The sequence below is a fragment of the Traorella sp. mt218 genome (genome assembly GCF_055420025.1).
On the sequence record NZ_JBVAYM010000006.1, the window covers coordinates 71507 to 91398 of the forward strand.

19 protein-coding genes and 1 tRNA gene are annotated in these 19892 nt (G+C 36.2%); 8 read left to right on the forward strand and 12 right to left on the reverse strand.

The features are described 5' to 3' along the window. Positions 1–21 precede the first annotated feature (21 nt). The gene (locus ACZYT3_RS04625) at positions 22–1176 is read right to left on the reverse strand and encodes a S1C family serine protease (protein ID WP_294561025.1); all 1155 of its coding nucleotides are present in this window, start codon (positions 1174–1176) and stop codon (positions 22–24) included. A 129-nt stretch (positions 1177–1305) separates the two neighbouring features. On the opposite strand from ACZYT3_RS04625, the gene ACZYT3_RS04630 reads away from it, so the two are divergent. After that, on the forward strand, positions 1306–2136 hold the full coding sequence (locus ACZYT3_RS04630) for an undecaprenyl-diphosphate phosphatase (RefSeq protein ID WP_294561024.1): 831 nt from the start codon (positions 1306–1308) through the stop codon (positions 2134–2136). Here the strand turns inward: ACZYT3_RS04630 and ACZYT3_RS04635 are convergent. After that, a complete protein-coding gene (locus ACZYT3_RS04635; protein ID WP_294561023.1) occupies positions 2129–2716 on the reverse strand; it encodes a hypothetical protein in 588 nt (195 codons plus the stop codon). The two genes, ACZYT3_RS04630 and ACZYT3_RS04635, sit on opposite strands and share 8 nt — an antisense overlap. After that, positions 2713–3255, reverse strand: coding sequence for a hypothetical protein (locus tag ACZYT3_RS04640; protein WP_464087848.1), 543 nt, complete (start codon positions 3253–3255; stop codon positions 2713–2715). Before ACZYT3_RS04640 ends, ACZYT3_RS04635 begins: the two co-directional genes overlap by 4 nt. 216 nt (positions 3256–3471) lie before the next feature. On the opposite strand from ACZYT3_RS04640, the gene ACZYT3_RS04645 reads away from it, so the two are divergent. From ACZYT3_RS04645 to ACZYT3_RS04660, 4 genes are all read left to right on the forward strand, one after another. Further along, positions 3472–4350 (forward strand): PRD domain-containing protein, encoded by an 879-nt coding sequence (locus tag ACZYT3_RS04645; RefSeq protein ID WP_464087849.1) that lies wholly within the window; start codon positions 3472–3474, stop codon positions 4348–4350. After that, positions 4337–5218 carry a 4Fe-4S dicluster domain-containing protein gene (locus tag ACZYT3_RS04650; RefSeq protein WP_464087850.1) on the forward strand — a complete coding sequence of 294 codons (882 nt, stop codon included), beginning with the start codon at positions 4337–4339 and terminating at the stop codon, positions 5216–5218. Before ACZYT3_RS04645 ends, ACZYT3_RS04650 begins: the two co-directional genes overlap by 14 nt. 4 nt (positions 5219–5222) lie before the next feature. Further along, entirely contained in the window at positions 5223–5717 is a 495-nt protein-coding gene (locus tag ACZYT3_RS04655) for a PTS sugar transporter subunit IIA (RefSeq protein WP_464087851.1), read from the forward strand. A 116-nt stretch (positions 5718–5833) separates the two neighbouring features. Further along, entirely contained in the window at positions 5834–7207 is a 1374-nt protein-coding gene (locus ACZYT3_RS04660; RefSeq protein ID WP_464087852.1) for a PTS transporter subunit EIIC, read from the forward strand. Positions 7208–7268: 61 nt separating this feature from the next. On the opposite strand, the gene ACZYT3_RS04665 is transcribed toward ACZYT3_RS04660, so the two are convergent. Continuing rightward, positions 7269–7679, reverse strand: a complete 411-nt coding sequence (locus ACZYT3_RS04665) for a hypothetical protein (RefSeq protein ID WP_294561021.1) — start codon at positions 7677–7679, stop codon at positions 7269–7271. A gap of 141 nt (positions 7680–7820) precedes the next feature. On the opposite strand from ACZYT3_RS04665, the gene trkA reads away from it, so the two are divergent. The 3 genes from trkA to ACZYT3_RS04680 all read left to right on the forward strand — a co-directional run bounded on the left by trkA (position 7821) and on the right by ACZYT3_RS04680 (position 10786). Then, entirely contained in the window at positions 7821–9179 is a 1359-nt protein-coding gene (gene trkA, locus ACZYT3_RS04670) for a Trk system potassium transporter TrkA (RefSeq protein ID WP_464087853.1), read from the forward strand. A 5-nt stretch (positions 9180–9184) separates the two neighbouring features. Then, the gene (locus tag ACZYT3_RS04675) at positions 9185–10639 is read left to right on the forward strand and encodes a TrkH family potassium uptake protein (RefSeq protein ID WP_294561019.1); all 1455 of its coding nucleotides are present in this window, start codon (positions 9185–9187) and stop codon (positions 10637–10639) included. A gap of 73 nt (positions 10640–10712) precedes the next feature. Next, positions 10713–10786, forward strand: a tRNA-Trp gene (locus ACZYT3_RS04680). A gap of 326 nt (positions 10787–11112) precedes the next feature. Here the strand turns inward: ACZYT3_RS04680 and ACZYT3_RS04685 are convergent. From ACZYT3_RS04685 to ACZYT3_RS04720, 8 genes are all read right to left on the reverse strand, one after another. Continuing rightward, a complete protein-coding gene (locus ACZYT3_RS04685; protein ID WP_464087854.1) occupies positions 11113–12921 on the reverse strand; it encodes an ABC transporter ATP-binding protein in 1809 nt (602 codons plus the stop codon). Beyond that, a complete protein-coding gene (locus ACZYT3_RS04690; RefSeq protein ID WP_464087855.1) occupies positions 12911–14719 on the reverse strand; it encodes an ABC transporter ATP-binding protein in 1809 nt (602 codons plus the stop codon). Before ACZYT3_RS04690 ends, ACZYT3_RS04685 begins: the two co-directional genes overlap by 11 nt. Before the next feature lie 66 nt (positions 14720–14785). Then, the gene (locus tag ACZYT3_RS04695) at positions 14786–15784 is read right to left on the reverse strand and encodes a sensor histidine kinase (RefSeq protein WP_464087856.1); all 999 of its coding nucleotides are present in this window, start codon (positions 15782–15784) and stop codon (positions 14786–14788) included. Continuing rightward, entirely contained in the window at positions 15781–16464 is a 684-nt protein-coding gene (locus ACZYT3_RS04700) for a LytR/AlgR family response regulator transcription factor (RefSeq protein ID WP_464087857.1), read from the reverse strand. The genes ACZYT3_RS04695 and ACZYT3_RS04700 overlap by 4 nt, the downstream gene beginning before the upstream one ends. 426 nt (positions 16465–16890) lie before the next feature. Beyond that, entirely contained in the window at positions 16891–17304 is a 414-nt protein-coding gene (locus tag ACZYT3_RS04705; protein WP_464087858.1) for a hypothetical protein, read from the reverse strand. An 8-nt stretch (positions 17305–17312) separates the two neighbouring features. Then, positions 17313–18806 (reverse strand): Y-family DNA polymerase, encoded by a 1494-nt coding sequence (locus ACZYT3_RS04710; RefSeq protein WP_464087859.1) that lies wholly within the window; start codon positions 18804–18806, stop codon positions 17313–17315. 145 nt (positions 18807–18951) lie between these two features. Beyond that, positions 18952–19512 (reverse strand): TetR/AcrR family transcriptional regulator C-terminal domain-containing protein, encoded by a 561-nt coding sequence (locus ACZYT3_RS04715; RefSeq protein WP_294561012.1) that lies wholly within the window; start codon positions 19510–19512, stop codon positions 18952–18954. 71 nt (positions 19513–19583) lie between these two features. Beyond that, positions 19584–19892: a PTS lactose/cellobiose transporter subunit IIA gene (locus ACZYT3_RS04720; RefSeq protein WP_464087860.1), complete on the reverse strand. Its 309-nt coding sequence runs from the start codon at positions 19890–19892 to the stop codon at positions 19584–19586.

Below are 19892 nucleotides of genomic sequence, written 5' to 3' on the forward strand. Positions count from 1 at the left end.
ATCACAGATTTTTTAATTTCACTATTCTGCCAGTGTACAGCTCAAATCTACATATCCGTCATCACGGAATACCTTGAATGTCATCGTATCACCCACTTTGTGTGAACTTAAAGCATTTCGTAAATCATCACTTGTCGTGATCTGTTCGCCATCTGCCTCAACAATTACATCATTTTCCTGAATACCGGCAGCTGCTGCATTGCTGTTTGGCGTTACTTCACTCACTAAGAGTCCTAATACATTCACACCATGCTGCATAGCCTGAGTAATACTGCTGATTTCATAATAAGTGATACCTAAGGTAATTCTTCCGCTGACCTTACCATTTTCTATAAGGTCATTCACAACACTTTTCGCAATGTTAATAGGAATGGCAAAACCTAATCCTTCAATATCGCTACCACTTGATTTCGCATTAACGATACCGATCAATTCACCTCTTGAATTAAATAATCCACCACCTGAATTTCCCGGATTGATTGCTGCACTTGTCTGAAGCAAGGTCATGCTTTGTCCATCAATCGTAATATCACGGTCTTTGGCAGACAGAATACCTTCTGTTACCGTACCGCCCAGTGAACCCAATGGATTACCGATCGCAATGACGTTCTCACCAACATTCAGTGTATCCGAATCACCTAAAATCGCCGGCTGAAGATTATCAGCATTGATCCTTAACACGGCCAGATCCGTTTGTGCATCACTGGCAATCAATTCTGCATCATATTCATCACCGCTCGTTAATCTGACTTTGATCTCATCCGCACCATCAATGACATGATGATTTGTGACGATCAGACCTGCATCACTAAAAATAACACCGCTTCCTGCACCACTGGTTACATATTGCTGTAAAAAGACGGTTGTTTCAGTTTTAGAGGTCGTAATTTCAACAACACTATCCTTCACATTCGCAACGATATCTTCCGTAGACATCTCATCTACGGCTTCACCATCAGCATTTGTCTGAACAACAGATTGATATATGACATCTGTATTGTTGATGCTGCCGCCGTTTAAATGAATCGTAAGAAGTGTACCGCCGATTCCGCTTGCAAATCCTACCAGAACACATAATAAGACCCACAACAGCTTTGATATATTCTTTTTTTCTTTTTTCTCTTCTTTAATTTCAGTTTCATGAACTTCAGTATCTACGATGTTTTCATCATCCATACCTAATACCTCCCTTACACCTCTATAATATACGCTTAGCATGTGTCATAAAAATGATAACTTTGTGAAATATTTGTGAAGAATGTTTTTTTTGTGATACAATAGAACCATCATAAAGGAGATTTTTATATGGAGTTTTTAATAGAAATACTAAAAGCCATTATCTTAGGCATCATTCAAGGGATTACCGAATGGCTTCCTATCAGCAGCACGGGCCATATGATACTCGTAGATGAATTTCTTCATCTGGCAGGCGGAGAAACATTTGTGGAGCTTTTTCTGGTAGTCGTACAATTCGGTTCGATTCTAGCTGTCGTGCTCATGTACTTTAATCGCCTGAATCCTTTTTCAAAAAGAAAATCAATCAGTGAAAAAAAGGAAACGATCAATCTATGGATCAAGATCCTGATTGCCTGTGTTCCTGCCGGTATCATTGGTGTATTATTTAATGATCAGATCAAAGCATGGTTTTTCAATCCCCCGGTGATTTCAATTACGCTGATTGTCTATGGTATTGGCTTTATTGTCATTGAAAGGCGTAAAAGACGTCCTGTCATCAATCATTTGAATGAGATCACTTCTGTCAAGGCCGCTCAAATCGGCGTATTCCAAATGTTGGCACTTATTCCCGGCACAAGCCGTTCAGGTGCAACGATCATGGGAAGTACCCTTTTAGGTCTGAACCGTAGAACAGCAAGTGAATTTTCATTCTTTCTTGCCATTCCGGTCATGCTCGGTGCAAGTCTTTTGGATCTGGTGCGCTATGACGGCATCCTGACAATTCAAAATATTGTTGTCTTAGCTGTCGGCATGTTTACCGCATTTATCGTTAGTATCATTGCTATCAAAATGCTGCTTTCCTACATCCGTAAGCATTCATTTGAAATATTCGGCTACTATCGCATCATCCTGGGAGCAATCGTCTTTGTTTACTTTGTGGTCATTCCATTTTTCATTTAGCAGTCCAGTCTATATATAAGCTGTAATCCTTAAGCCTGTTTTCTATAAGCAGGCTTATTTTTGTTTCCAATCCATTAATAAACTGTTCTTTATCCGGTATCAATATACAAAGGCTCTGTGGATTATTTTCCTGATAAAACGGCAGATCTGTTGTTACTTCCGCTCCTTCTTCATAATAAAGTGCATCAGCTTCTTCAACGTTTTCACTGTCATTCGCCTCTACCCAATTCTGATATTGGGGAAATAATTTTTTTAAAGAATCCAGTTTTTCATTCATCATTACCTCTATGACAGGTATCTGATTCGGATTTTCATATTCACTCACAGCCTGCAATGCAGCTTCACCGACAGCTACGATACCATCGACATACTCATCCTCGGCATTTTTAATTTCTTGCTTACAATCACTTTGACAAAAAACAACTTCTGTATTGTCAATAGGTGAGCTAACCCATTCACGTTCATTTTCATCTGTCAGGATGATGATCTTAATTACATCACTATCAGACTCACGTATCAGTGTATATCCATTTACACAACCGCTTAAAAAAAATAATAAACAAAGCCAGACTTTTTTCATGATATTTTTCCTCTCAAATGATATAAATAAATAGGAAGTGTTATTCCTAAAAATACCTCCACCAGCGAATTAACGCTCATATGGTGGGCACCATAGATTCCTAAAGCAATGCCATCGATCAGTATAAGCAAATAATCATAAGGAAAGATGGTATATGAGAAACAAAGAGATATGACCATCATGATAATGACTACCAAAATCATGATTAAGCCTATAAATGATAAAGCAATATGAAATTGTGCTGATAATGGATGGCTTTGCGGAAAATACGGTAAGATCACAGATATCAAAAATAAAAGCGCACTTATGACAATCCAGGGCATGAGCCTTTTTGCATGGAGGCATTTAGGAAGACATCGCTGAAAACCAAGGGCCAAAGCTGTTTCACACATGATTGCCCAGACAATAAAATACAGATGCATTCCGTCCAGATTCCCAACATAGGAAAGGTTTTCCTGAACCAAAGAAGCATGCATAGCAAACCACAACGTATATAATGGATAAACGATATGCAAATATAAGAATATGAATATTTTCATATCTCTATTTTATCATACCCTAGTCAAAATGCATACTTGTATCTCATTACACTTTATTATGATATCAAAAATTTAATTTTTTTATTGACAACGTTTACAATTTTGATTACTATATAAACAGATATCCAGAATTGTAACTGAAGAAGGCAAGATCAGTATCTAATGTGTTTTTATGCATTATATACTGATCTTTTTTGCATTCAGAAAGGAGGTAACATGGCAAAACAATATACGATCACCAAATTGATTAATAACAATGTCGTTTTCTCTACAAATGAATCTCAAAATGAAGTCATCCTTTTCGGAAAAGGAATCGGCTTTGGAAAAAAAAGAGGTGATAAAATTGATGAAGCTGTGATTCTAAAGATATTTGCAGCAAATGATGATAAACAGAAAAATTATCTAATGAATCTTGTTGAAGATATTCAACCCGTTTATATTGATGTAGCCGCAAAGATCATTCAATTATTTGAAGATGAGCTTCATGTGAAAGTAAATGATATGATGAATATCAGCCTCTCTGACCATATATCCAATGCGGTCATAAATAAAAAGGAAGGCTTTGAGCTTCAATTAGATATTCTTCAAGAAATCATTCATATTTATCCTACAGAATTTGCAATAGCAAAAAAAGGATTAGAATTGATAGAAAAAGAAACAGGTGTGCTGTTAAGTGATGATGAAGCTGGATTTATCGTCATGCATTATATCAATTCACAAGGCAACAGTTTTAGAAGTGATGCGAAATTCAGACTCTTATTTCAGGAAAAGCTGATTAATGATATTGAAAAATGTCTTCAAATCAAGCTGGATCGACATTCTTTATATTATTCACGCTTTCTTACCCACCTCAGTTTTTTAGCGGCAAGAATCCATGATTCACAAATGCTCGTCGATGATAACTCAACACTTTATCAGATGATCATCAGTCAATATCCTCAGCTAAAAGCATGTGTCGAAAAAAATGCACAGACTATTGCAGATGAATTTCATGTTCAGATCACAGATGAAGAAAAAGGATATCTTGCGATTCATATCAAAAATATGATAAAAGCACTTAATCAGAAAAAGGAGAAGGATCATGAATCTTTTTGATAAAAATCAATGCATGGGATGTGGAAACTGTATTCCTTTTTGTCCAAAACATTTATTAAAATTATCTGAAAATTTAAATGAACGTAACGTCCATTATATTGAGATAACAGATGAAAAAGCTTGTTTACATTGTGGTCAATGTGAACTGATGTGTACAGCCAAAGCCATTAAGATTGATCATTCTAGCATGGTGAGCGGTTATAATCTTATTGATGAAAAAGCCATTCCGCCTCATGCAGGATGTTACTTAGGTTCTTTGACAAAAGCATTGGCAGACTGTCTGTATAAGATGAATATATCTGAAAAGACCGTGATATTTAAAAAGAAAACTGCTGATGTAAATTTAAAAATAGAAACCCATGATTATCCTGATGAAAGTTTTTACGAAGATGCACTTGTTTATAAACAAAATAATCCGGATAAAGTGGTCATTCTTATCTGTTCCAGCAGCAAAAAGCCTTCAGTTGAGCGAAATCGAAATCGATATTTAAATCTTACCAATGAAAATATCACGATCATCAATACCTTAAACTGGTTTGAATGTGAAAATGATTTTACAGGAAAAGCCAAAGGCGGATGCCATATGCTTGAAGAAACAGCTAAGCTGAAAAAAGGTGCTTTTCTTGCACGTGGCAGCATTAAATCAATCAAAGATATGATTCAATTGGAAAGGTATCTGATGAAGGCCTTAAATAAACAAATAGAAAATAAAGGCTATTCGATCGTTGAAATTGTCTTTCCTTGTTTCTATCGCCTGGCAGGACGTCCTCAGAAGTTAATGGAAAAAGATGAAATTTGTAAGATCAATGATTGGTTTGAAAAATTTGTTATCGAAGATTATCCCGATGGAATTCTTTATGAGAGGTAAAACTATGTTTTTTAGAAAAAAAGAAAAAATAACTGAAAAACCAAGAAATTATATTGTAAAAGCTCCTATAGGAGGAAAATTAAAAGATTTACAGGCATTAAATGATGGTGTCTTTTCCGAACAGCTTTTAGGAAAAGGATGTGTAATCTGTTCAGATGATGAAACGATTTATTCACCGTTTGATGGAAATGTCGTGATGATAACTGAAAGCAAACATGCGATAGGTCTGCTCAGTAGTACAGGTGTGGAGCTATTGATTCATGTCGGATTAGATACTGTTATGATGAATGGTCAAGGATTTGAAGTGAATGTAAAAAAAGGTGATTCGATTCATACAGGACAAAAACTGATGTCTTTCTCAAAAAAGAAAATCAAAGAAGCCGGTTATGCGGATGATGTTATCGTTATTGTTTCTAATACAAAGCAGTTTAAAGATGTCGTATGTACAAATCAAAAAATTATTCGAGTGGAGGAGGAATTGCTGACCGTAATCATTTGATATTAAAATCTGATAACCAGAATTGTTACTTTCAGTAGGCAAGATCAGTATCAACATAAAATACGACATCTTTTACACAGATCACCTTTTTTATAAAATGAAATGGAGGATAAAACATGAAAGAACTTGCTGAAAAATGTATTCAATTGGTTGGTGGGGCACAAAATATCAAATCTGTTTCCCATTGCGCTACTCGCTTGCGCTTAACGCTTATCGATCAAAGCCTGGTCGATGAAAAAGCTTTGCTTGCCGTTAATGGCGTCTTAAAAGTAATGAACGTAGGTGCCCAGACACAGATCGTCGTCGGCAGTGACGCTCCTGAATTATATGGTATCGTCAGCAAAATGCTCGATAATGATAAATTAGGAGGAACTGTTGAAGATAAGGAAGCTGAAGCAACTGATACAAAGACAAAAACTTCACTCGTTTCAAAATTCTTTGATGCTTGCAGCAGTATGTTTACACCGCTCGTTCCTGCTTTTACTGCCGCAGGTATGATCAAAGCTATCCTTGCAATCCTTGTAGCTTTCGGATTATCGAAGGATTCACAGGAATATGTCATTATCAACTATGTTTCAGATACGGTTTTCTACTATCTGCCTGTACTTTTGGCTGTTACGGCTGCTACTTATTTTAATTGCAATCGCTTCATTGCTGCCGCTATCTGTGCCATGTTTGTCTACCCGACATATACAAGTTTTGTCGATGCAGGTGATCCCGTATATTTCTTTGGAATCCCGGTAGTTTTATATAATTATACTTCAACGGTCTTCCCAACTATCTTAACCGTATGGTTCATGTCATATGTTGAAAAATTTGCACGTAAGATATCACCAAAAGTCATCAAAGCCATTCTTGAACCTATGTTAACATTCTTGATCACTTTCCCTGTAGGTTTATTGCTTCTAGGTCCTATTGGTGCGGTATTAGGAGAATGGTTCATGAATCTGTTTGGTATGCTTGATGAACATGCTCCATTCCTTGTTCCAACTATCATGGGTGCTGTCACTCCATTCCTTGTATTCGTTGGTATGCATCGGGCAGTCGGAACTTTGGAAACGATGCAGATTGCCCAACAGGGCTCAAGTGCGATTTCCGGCTCTGGCCAATTAGCAAGTAATATTGCTCAGGGAGCTTCAACGCTCGTATTGTCAATCAAATCAAAAGATGAAAAAGTAAAACCACTTGCCTTTACAGCGGGAATTACTGCCTTATGTGGTATTACTGAACCGGCACTTTACGGTTTTACGGCCAGAAATAAAAAATCTTTAATTGCAACCATTATCGGTGGTGCCGCAGGAGGGCTTTATGCAGGATGTACACATTTGGTTCGTTTAGCAAAAGGAGCTCCGGGATTACCAACACTGCCTGTATTCATCAGTCTTGATAATCCGATGAACTTTGTCAATGCATGTATCACGGCTTTGATCGCATTTATAGTTGCCTTTGTCGTAGCTTGGATCATCATAAAGCCAAAAGACGTAAAATAACATCATATCAAAAAAGAGTAATTTTAGATAAAGCATCAAAATTACTCTTTTTTAATATAGATTAACTTCTTCCATCAAATGAGTGCTTACAGATCGGGCAGGTGATCGTAACCTTGCCCTTCCCTCTTGGTATTCTCAATTCCTGTCCGCAATTCTTACAGTGATAATATTTATATTTCTTTTTATCACGTTTTTTATTTTTTTGAAATTTATATTTGATTTTATCTGCAAAATTATAAACCGGTGACATCATATTTGTATAGATTCGATTTTCATTATAACGTTTACTGAAATTTTTAGAAAACATACGGAAGTAATTATAGATCATTGGCACTAAAGACAAATATAAGATGATGTTATTTCGAGTCAAAAGACCAAGAATCACCAGAATAAAAAACAGTATGTTCAAGCCATTGCTTAACTGATCTACACCGTACCTTCCAGTCATAAACTTTCTGAATTTTTCTTTCATGACAATCTCTCCTTTGGTTTTTTTATTATAACACACCTCCTTTCTGACAAAAATGTCAAATCTGTCACTTATCGTATTTACAAGTTATTTTAAAGTGCTATAATGGTTCTGATTTAACTAGAATATATAAGTGAGGTAGTTATGAAAATAGTAGTGTGTGGAGATGGAAAGGTTGGACAAACCGTTTCTCTTCAGTTATCTAAAGAAGGTCACGATGTCGTTATTATTGATAAAAATGAAAGAGTGGTCAGTCATACCACCAATACGATGGATTGTCTGTGCATTCAGGGAAATGCCGCTTCAAGGGATGTCTTGATCGAAGCAGGAGTAAAAGAAGCAGATTTACTGATTGCTGTTACAAGCTCAGATGAAGTAAACCTGCTTTGTTGTCTGTTAGCTAAAAAGCTGGGTGTCAAACATACGATTGCACGTGTACGTAATCCTGAATATGCAAATGATATTCATTACATACAAAGTGACTTGGGATTATCCATGTCGGTTAATCCGGAATTTCAGACTGCATTGGAAATTGCCCGTTCTTTACGTTTCCCAAGCGCAATAAAAAATGATTCTTTCGCAAAGGGTCTTGTTGATCTTGTGGAATTTAAGGTGAAGGCAGATTCGATCCTCATCGGTACAGCTTTAAAAGATTTAGAAAAAGTCAGCGGTGTAAAAGTTTTAGTATGTGGTGTTTTGCGAGATGGTCAAGCCATCATACCTGATGGAAATTTTATATTCCATGAAGGTGACAAGGTATCTATCACAGCGAAGCCAACTGAAATCTTATTATTCTTTAAAGCCATTGGTGTGCCACGTCCAAAAATTAAAAATGTTATGATCATCGGCGGAAGCAGAATTACATATTATTTAAGCAAGATGCTGCTGGAGATGAATTATAATGTTACGATTCTTGAGATGGATGAAGAAAAAGCCAAAGAGCTGGCTTATAAGCTTCCAAAAGCAACGATCATCAATGCTGATGCTACAGAACCGGATATTCTGTTAGAAGAAGGTCTGAATGATACAGATGCTTTCATCACACTGACCGGTATGGATGAAGAAAACATTCTTCTGGCATTATATGCTAATCGTGCAAATGTGAAAAAAACGATTGCAAAGGTAAATCGTATTGATTTCGGTGAGCTTTTAAGTGAAGTCGGACTTGATTCTATCGTTTCTCCGAAAAAAGTCGTTGCAAATCAGATTACCCGTTATGTACGCGCTATGCACAATTCTATGGGAAGCAATGTGGAAACGTTAACGAAGATCATCAATGATGAAGTAGAAGCTTTGGAATTCAGAGTTGCGAATACATTCAAGATGCCGAATGTTCCTTTGAAAGATCTAAAAATCAAATCACAGGTACTTATTGCCTGTATCGTTAGAAATCGCCACGTTCTCTTTCCGGATGGTAATGAAGTCATCCTTCCTAAGGATAATATTATTTTAGTAACCACTCGTTCAGGCTTAAATGATCTGAATGATATTCTTGAGGGATAAGATATATGAATAAAAGAATGGTCATACGTATTTTAGGTATCGTGATGGGGGTGGAAGCAGCTCTTCTGCTTTTTCCCTTTGTCGTTGGTTTGATCTATCAGGAAGCATGTACGGTATATTTTGCCTACACTTCAATTTTCTGTTTTGTTTTATATTTAATATCATCAAGGGTTCCGATTAAAAATAAAACGATCTATGCGAAAGACGGTCTGGTCATCGTATCACTGGCATGGGTGCTTATGTCCCTGGTGGGTGCCATTCCGCTTGTCTTGACGAATGCCACACCGACTTATATCGATGCTTTCTTTGAAATCGTTAGTGGTTTTACTACAACGGGTTCAAGCGTAATCGTTGATGTAGAGGCTATTGCCCGCTGTGCTACCTTCTGGCGCTGCTTCTCTCACTGGATCGGCGGTATGGGAGTGCTAGTTTTTATCCTCTCAATCGTAAAAATGCAAGGAAATGATCACAACATGCATATCATGCGTGCAGAATCACCCGGCCCTATGGTGGGTAAGCTCGTGCCAAAGATTCGTCAGAGCGCTTCCCTTTTGTACATTATCTATACTTTTTTGACGGTTCTATTGATTGCCCTTTTGTGTATAGCCGGCATGCCTTTGTTTGATGCAATGTGCAATGCATTTGGTACAGCAGGAACAGGAGGTTTTGCAATCTTAAATCAAAGTATCGGTCAATATAACAATGTTGTCTATGAGGTTATTATATCTATCTTTATGTTTTTATTCGGAGTGAATTTCAATTTTTATTTCTATATTCTCATATGGGATAAAAAAGCTCTTCTATCCAGTGAAGAAGTAAAAGCATATACAGGTATTACCCTGACCTTTATTCTTTTGATCGCATTGAATTTGTGGCCTTTCTACGGTAATATCCTAACCGCTTTAAGGCATTCTTCCTTTCAGGTGTCCAGTATTATTACGACGACCGGATTCTCCAGCTGTGATTTTAATTTATGGCCACAGTTTTCTAAGACGATGCTTTTAGTACTGATGTTCATCGGTGCCTGTGCGGGTTCAACAGGAGGCGGTGTAAAGGTAAGTCGTTGGATCATCATGTTTAGAAAGTTTAAAAACACGATTAAAAAGACGATTCATGACAGAAGCATTAGCGTTGTTACCTTTGAAGGAAAGGTTGTAAGTGATGAGGTTATCAGTCAGATATTCGTGTTCTTCATGGCATACATATCAATTTTCTTTCTTGGTCTTATTTTAGTATCATTGGATGGTTTTGATTTTGAAAGTACTTTCTCTGCAGTAGCTACCTGTCTTGGCAATGTCGGACCGGGATTAGGTATTGCAGGCCCTTTAGGAAACTTTTCTGCATTCTCAGATCTTTCAAAAATTGTTCTTTCCCTATGCATGCTTTTAGGAAGACTGGAAATATTCCCTTTGTTGATTACGATGCTTCCACAGACATATCGGAGAAATACTCATTTATAGAGAATCCAAGCGATTCTCTTTTTATTTTATACTTGCGTAAAGTCTATGATTATGGTAATATTATATGGCAGTTAGGGGTATAGTACAATGGTAGTATAACGGTCTCCAAAACCGCTGATGCGAGTTCAATTCTTGCTACCCCTGCCATAGAAACACAGCAAGGTTCATAAAAGCTCTTAAAATAAAGCTTAATGAACCTTTTTTATATAAAAGCTATGAAAACATCCTTTCATAAAGAAGAAGGCCTATGTAAAATTGACCTTCTTCTTTATTTAAACTTATATAATAGTATTTTTATTCACGAAGAATTGACATAAGATACCCTCTCTTGGTTGTATGCAATAGTCAAAATCTTAAGAAACAAAAGAAGGAGATAGGATATCAATAGAACCGCACAGTGAGTAGGCAGGCAAGTATGCAGCAGATAAGTTGCATATGATTTTGGCTATAAGATCATTTCAAATTATTGGACTTTATATATAATACTGAGCCTGGGCATTCCATAGCTGCTGATATAAACCATCTTCTTCCAACAATGATTCATGGGTTCCCTTTTGAATGATCTCACCATTTTCAAATACGATGATTTCATCACAAAATTTACATGAGCTCATACGATGAGAAATAAAGATTGCTGTTTTATTATCCACCAATTGATTTAAACTCTCATAAATTTCAGCTTCTGCCAATGGATCAAGAGCTGCTGTCGGTTCATCCATGATCACAAAAGGTGCATCCTTATATAAAGCACGAGCAATCGCAATCTTTTGAGCTTCTCCACCACTAATATTCACACCATCTCCCAGATCCTTATAAAGACGCGTATGCTGTCTGTTTGGCCACGACAATACCTTTTCCTTCATAGATACCCTTTCAAGTACCTCAAGGCATTTATTTTCATCTACATCACTGCTTCCGGCTATATTTTCATCCAATGGCAGAGGAAATAATTTAAAATCCTGAAATACGACCGAGAAGATATCAGTATATTCCTTATAATCATATTTTTCAATATTGATACCATTCAATAAGATCTCACCGGCACTTGGTTCATACAAACGACATAACAGCTTAATTAACGTAGTCTTCCCGGCACCATTCTGACCAACGATCGCTAAACGCTGATTTACTTTCAATTTTAAATTAATATTCTTTAATACATAATCTTCAGTATCGGGATATTTAAAAGAAACATTCTTAAATTCAAATTCATACTGATAGTCATCTCTTTTTTCAATCGGCAATGTACCGTCATAATGCATATTCTTCGAATTAATAAATTCTTCAAAATTACCGAGATATTCAAACCGATAAGCCAATTGATTATAACCGCTGATAGCCTCATTAAAAGTCGTGCTCATACGAGTAATGCTTCCTGTATAAAGCAAAACATCACCAATGCTGATATTCCCTTCTAATACGCTCAAACCTACATAGATATAAACAAATGCGGTAAATAACTGCATGAAAAATGCAATGATCCCATAATACTTCCCGGCAGTATTCGCATATTTTTTAAATACTCGATTGATCTTCTTATTAAAAACAAAATACCAATGATTGATCAGTTCTTTCATGCGATATAAACGAATATCTTTCCCATTTTGAACATTCAAAGCACTTGAAATGATATAATTTGATAAAGAGTTCATATGTTCATTATCATGCTGCATCGTCACTTCAATTTTTGCCAGCCGATTTTGCATGATGTTCTCTATTGCCATAAACAGAATAAAAGCAATGAATAAAAGTAATGTATAAAAAAGAAAGTTTGAAGAATAACTGCTTTGAATCAAAAGCTGTATAGTAAAGATCAGTGAACAAATAATCGAGCTGAAGTTTTCTACCAGGGTATAAGAAGAATCAATTTGTGAAGCAATACCACCGCTTCCATTTGACCCGTTTTTAGCTCTTCGGATCTTATCCATCGTTTCTGTTTTTTCAAATTCTTCATATTCCATGATATATGCTTTATGAGCTGTCTGTTTCCAAACAGTGTAATCACTCGCATCCGCAATGACGACCATTCCCTGATAACAGGCTTTTTCTATACAGCTTAACAAAAAAGTTGCAAGAAGAAGAATCATGATCTGCGTCTTCGCTGCTTCTATATCCGACCTTAATAAGAAATCCAAGATCCTGCTAGAATAATATAATGAGATATATGGAATAAATCCCTTTAAAATACCACCTATGATCACATAAATCAAAATCCTTGGATGATCTCTTTGAACCATTTGATAGAATTTCTTTGTATATATCCACGTATCCTTAAGCTTCATCTTCATTCACCTCCTTATAATACTGGCTCTGCACATGAAACATATTGGCATATAAACCATTTTTCGCCATCAGTTCATCATGTGTACCACACTCTGCGATCTTACCATTTTCCAAGAAAAAGATACGATCACAAAAACGAGTCGATGACAAACGATGTGAGATAAACAACGATGTTTTATTCTTAACCAAAGAAGCATACTGATCATACATCTCACTCTCCGCAATCGCATCCAACGCCGCTGTCGGTTCATCCAAGATCAAAAGCCGGGTATTTTTATAAAGAGCACGTGCTAAGAATAACTTCTGAATCTGGCCCCCGGATAACTGGATCCCTTGTTTTTCTACATCCTTGCCTATATATGTATTCTCCTTCTTAGGCAAAGAAAACACTTTCTCATATAAACCGCTTTTCTTAAGAACATTTATCAATCGGTCATGATCAATCTGTTCATCCATTTGTCCCGTAACATTCTGTGCAATCGTATAAGATAACAAAATCGAATCCTGGAATAATACTGCCACCTGATCAAAATACTGATCGATATCCAATTCATTCATATCGATACCATTAATCAAAATACGTCCGGAAGTCGGTTTATAGAAACCGCACAACATCTTGACCAAGGTTGTCTTCCCGGCACCGTTTACCCCTACTAAAGCAATCTTCTCAGCAGCATCGATCTTAAAAGATACATGATCCAGGATCATCCGGTCGCTGTTCGGATATGAAAAGCATACATCATCAAACTCAATTTCAAAGGTCTGACCATCCTTTTTATCGAAAATTTTACCGCTGTTATGTAAATAAATATTTTTTAAATCTATATATTCACGATAATAATTAATTTGCATGAGGCACCGTGAAATAACCGCAGCACTTTCACTAATCTGACTAAACCAGCTGCCAAAGCCACTGACTATGCCCAGATACAAAACAAATTCACTGATATTCATTCCCTGAACCAGCAAATAAATCAGATAGCCGTAACAAACGCCATCTCTTATCAGCTGTAAGATCAAGCCTATAAAATCATATAAATAATATAAGCTTTGTATCTTTGCCTGCTGATGCTGATACTCACGATTATAACGTTCAAAAATAGAGGTCAGCCAATGAGAAAGCTGATATAAACGAATGTCCTTCCCATTTTTTACCTCGCTGCTCTGATCAAAAAAGTAGCGCTGATAACGTGCTCGTTTAGCTTGTTCATCCTGATGTGCATTTTCATATCTTTTAGCTATGACATAGAAAAGATACTGAATCAAAGATAATGTCAGAAGAAATACGACGATCAGAGGATGTACATGAGAGATAACAAGACTGTATAAGATTAAGCCTGAGATACTGGTAAGCAAAAGAACATTTTGATGAAAAAAGCCTTCGATACCAAATGAATTATTATTAATTGCACTCATCGCTTTATTCATATCATTCTGCACAGCTTCACTTTCATATAAAACATAATCCATGTCCATCGATTTATTTATCAATAAAGGCCAAAATAATTCACACCGAACAAAAATATAATAAAACCAGTTTCTGTTCTTAAAATAAGTTGCCAAACCATTTAAGATTCCTGCAAGCGAAAATGATAAAAGGCAGATCCAAACCAAACGCTGAATATTGCTTCCACCTTCCAGCAGACCTATGATCATCGAAGGAAAAAGGACTCCTAAAAAAGGTTGAATCGCATTCGTGATGACTTCTAAAATATTTTCAACAACGAATCGCGGACTATACTTCCACAAATATTTATAAAGATATTTATAATTATCCCATATTGAATATTTCTTCATTTTACCACCCCTGCCGCTATTATAAATATAAATCCGTCCATGATATAAAAAAATGCACGAATGGTATCATTTCGTACATGTTTGGTTCATTGGCAGCATGATTTCCGTTACAAAGACCCCTGGTTCATTTTTTCGATTGATATAACCGTTATATTTTTCAACTACCTTATTGATCCTTTTTAAACCATGGCCATGATTACCTCTTTTGGTCGTAATATATTCCTCATCAAACTTTCTGACAACTTCATTGGTCGCATTCGTAATACTGATATAAAGCTGCTTCTTATACAAACCTATATATAAACGAATATATTTTTTATCACTTACCTTCTCACAGGCTTCGATAGCATTATCAATCAGATTTCCTAACAAAACACAGCAATCAATACTCGTAATCGTTAAATTTTCAGGAATGGATACCTTAACAGAAACCTCTATATCCTGTGCCATTGCCAGTGAAAGCTTTGAATTTAAAATAGCATCTACTTCAACATTCCCACTTTCCACGATCAGCTTGATGTCATCAAGATCTTTTTCAAGATCATTGAGATAGCGGATCGACTCTTCAATCTGATTTTGACTCAGCTTTGCTTTTAACGACTGTAAATGATTATGATAATCGTGGCGCCAGCCCCTCATTGTCATATAGATATTCTGAACCTCTTCCACCTGATTTTTCAACAGTTTATTTTGATAGCTGTTACTGTAGCTTTCAAATGTACTATGCAAAGATGTATCATACATTCTTAACGAAATGAAATAAAGCGATAAAAGCAGGCATGTAAACTCAAGGCTATGCGTCATATAACCCCAAATACTCATCAGCAGCATAACCACAGCCTGCATCACGAGTGGCAACAATGCACTTCTCTGACAATAAGAAAAATAACATAACTGTATCAGGAGATATATGCACACGATCACCGCTACAGCTTTCCTAAAATAGATATAAGCAAGCAAACCACCTATGAGCGCTGCAGCCGAAAGCAGGAATATCGTTTTAAAATGCTGTGTCTTTCGCTGTGAAAACAATGAATAGCCGATCAAGATCAAAAGTCCGATCATAAAAGGCCTCCCCTGATATGTTCCATGAAAGCTTCATTGACCTTTTTCAAAGATTTTCGGCTAATAGGAATCATCGTTTGATCATCTAAAAGACACTGATCTTTGATCACTGCTTCAACATGATCCAGATTCACAATATAAGAGCGGTGTGTCTGGATGAATGTATCAGGAAGCCCGGCGTACAATTCACTTAAAGATTTCTTGACCTCTATTACTTTAAAAGCATGAATGCTGCAATAATGTCCATAAGACTCTATATACAAAATATCATCACAACATATTTTCATTTTGTTGACATATAGGTATGTCTTTTCTTTTTGAATAGAAGCTTCGACCAAATCTAATAATTCATGACATTTCCTTTGATCTAATGGTTTTAGTAAATAACGCATGGCATTTACTTCATAACCCTCAAAAACATATTCACGAATCGCAGATAAAAATATGATTATGACTTTATCATCAATACTTCGAATTTTTTTGGCACAATCGATCCCATTCATTTTCTTCATTTGGATATCCAAGAAGATACAATCAAAAAGAAACTGGTTTTCACACTCAAACAGCATCTCTTCCGCACTATGAAAACAAGTCACTTCATGGTTCTTATCATGAGCCAAAATCATTGTTTTTAAGCTTTCACACTGACTGCTATCATCATCACAAATACATATTTTCATAAAAATATTATAATAAATTTCATTTTAAAGTACAATGAAATTCTATAACGCACTTTTAATCAAAAAACCTCTTTTTCACTCATTAAACTTACATATTATATAAAATGATTCACAGATTTTTACACATCATCATAATGAAGCATTTACAAGATATGTTAACAATTGAACAACTTCTTTTGATACTTATCTAAATATATTATACAGGCTGATGGATTGGTATCAGATTTTGTTGCTTTTTATCGATTCCTACCATTTGATCATATGGTGATAAATCAAACAAGGAGTACATCGACATAAATCTCGTCAAATTAACATTTTGATTTTTTACGCAAACTTTGATATAAGTATCAAACGCTCGGATATCAGCCTCAGCTTAACAGGCCCTGTAATACTGCCATTTTAAATTTCTCCGCTTTAATTAAAAGCCTATAAAATCTCTATGTCAATAATGTCATAAAAAAATATCTTAGTTTGATCGTCAAAAATCAGTGTTTGTTCATTCATTTTAATGATTTTTCCTGTTTTATTGATATATGCTCCCCCTTCTTTTCTTTCATCTTTTTGGAAATAAGTAAGATTCACGAATGGTTTCGCCTGAATATCTTTCTTCAAAAAGCAAAGCTTTTCATTGATACAGGCTTTCCTTTCTTCTGCCAGCAGTATTTTCTCTTCAGTTAACCTGGCTGTTTCCAGTATCGCTGCCTCATGTCCGTTCAAAGCAGCAAAAGGAGAAAACTGAGCAGCACGATCAGATAAAGACATATGAGCATGCTTTTGCGATCCTTGATAATCAAAATAAATAATATCCTCATAACATTGTTTATATAAATTAAGATTCATAAAACCTCCTAAGCCTTATGTCCGCCAATCTGCTGATTACGCTCTATCGCAGTCGATCCTTCTTCAAGGCTGGTCAATGTTAAAACAGCATTTTTTCCATACTTTTTCTTAATGGCAAGCATCGTCTGCTGGATCCTCTTTTCACGTTCCAGCTGTATCTGCTGTGCTTTCTTTTCTTTTTCAAGCGTATCATAATCAATAAAAAGATTTAACTGTTCCATATCTTTTTGATTTGAAATATCCTGATCCGTGCGCAGATGATTGAATGAAATATTAATACGTCTTATTTTTAATTTTTTATCAGCAATCTTATCATAAAGTTTTAAAACAGCGTCACGTATCAGCTTTGTCGATGCGCAAAACTCCTTCATCCGTACGCTTCCATGAGCAGGCTTGGGAACAAGACGCCCATAATGATCTCGCTTGACCTCACCTTTGTAGGTACTGTCCCTTTTCAGATTTTCAATATCATAGCCGATATTCAAACATATCTGATCCGTTTTTAACCCTTTATCCACTAATTGCAAGACCAATGAATCACACATCTCTGTAATGATGATCCGCCCCTTATCAAAAGAGTAAGGACAAGACAATACCTGCCCCGTTCCTAAGCTGTTAGAGCTTGGCCTATAATTTTTGATATTCTCCATCGTACAAGGTTCTCGACCCCATGCATGATCGATCAAAAGCTCCGCATTGATACCAAAAAGACGATATAAAAAATCTTCATTCGTAAGAGAGCATCGTGCAACATCTCCCATGGTAAACAATCCATTTGCTTCTAATTTCTTGGCATAACCTCTGCCAACACGCCAAAAATCAGTCAATGGCCGATGATTCCACAGCAAACGACGATAACTCAGTTCATCTAATACTGCAATACGCACCCCATTCTCATCAGGCTCAATATGCTTGGCAACGATATCCATTGCCACTTTACATAAATACAGATTACTGCCAACTCCCCCGGCCGCAGGAATCCCTGTTTCTTTGTAGATATCCTGAATGATCATGGCCGTCAGCTCCCTTCCGCTCATTCCATACATTTTCAAGTATGCAGTTGCATCAATAAAAACTTCATCGATCGAATAGACATGTATATCTTCAGCTGCCACATATTTCAAATAAATTTCATAAATTTTTGTACTATACTTGATATACAAAGCCATACGCGGCATCGCTGTAATATATGAAAGTTTTAAAGAAGGATCTTTTTTTAATTCATCATCCTTCACCGACTCACCGGAAAACACATGCTGCGGTAATAACCATTTTCTTTTCTCATTGATTTCTTTGACCTGCTGCACCACTTCAAATAAACGTGAACGGCTTGAGATCCCATAAGCCTTCAAGGGTGGTGAAACCGCCAGACAGATTGTTTTTTCAGTACGCAATTCATCAGCTACGACAAGATTGACATTAAGCGGATCCAGACCTTCAACACATTCCACAGAAGCATAAAATGATTTCAAATCGATGGCAATATAAACGTGCACTTGCATAAAACACCCTTCTTTCATATCCATCTATTTCAAATATATGATTCTTCTTTATACCGGTACAGCCATATTATATCATTTTTGACATAAATATGATATATTTTTTAATATTTTTATAAAAAAAGTTTGAAATCTTCCATCTCAAACTTTACTTTTGCATTCTCATTTTTCTTTTTTGCTTATTGAGCTGTTCCATATCGGCTTCTATCTTCTTTAACTTTGAAGAAAGATCGACCGGCGTCATCTTCATGCCCTTATCCACCCACGAAATGATACATCCTACGCATCCCTGCGCTAAAAATTCACTGATAAATTCTTCTTCCTGATCGTTCACACAGCCATTTTCATCAATGACATGGATCGCATGAAGAAAAAGATTTTTAAATATCGTAAAACAAGGATCAATGAATGACTTAGGGGTAGCATGAATCGTACGCATATAAAATTCTTTATCATTAGACATGATCATCAGCATCTTTTCAATTCTTTTTTCCCAGTTATCCACACCAATGCCATGCGCTAACGGTTCTAAACAATCATGAAGATAGGTCCACTCCAAACATTCATATTTATCTTGAAAATGATAATAAAAAGTTTGCCGATTTAAATTGCATTTTGATGTGATATCAGAAACAGAAATTCTATCAAAGGGTTTTTCATGTGTCAGTTTTTTTAGGGCATTCCCTAAAGCATTCTTTGTATGTGACATGTGATCAGCTCCTTGCCGGTAATATTTTACCATATCTTAATAAAAAGAAAAAGAGATGAGATACATCCCTTTTACACGAGCCTTTTATAGATATCAATAAATTCACGCGCCAAAATACCAAAGGCCTCCGCACTCATCAGCTGATCCTCTGCATGAACAAGCAACAAAGCATATTCACTTTTATGTCCGTCAGCCTCCTCTTGAATGAGCTTGGCATGAGCCGCATGACCTTCGATAAACATTTTCTCGCCTTCATCCATAAGTAAATCTGCCTCGATAAACGCTTGTACTTTCGCCTGCCGGATCGCTTCTATATACAAAGAACGCGCAGTACCTGCACAAGCAATGATCGTAAAGCTCACAAGTTCTATTCCTTCCAT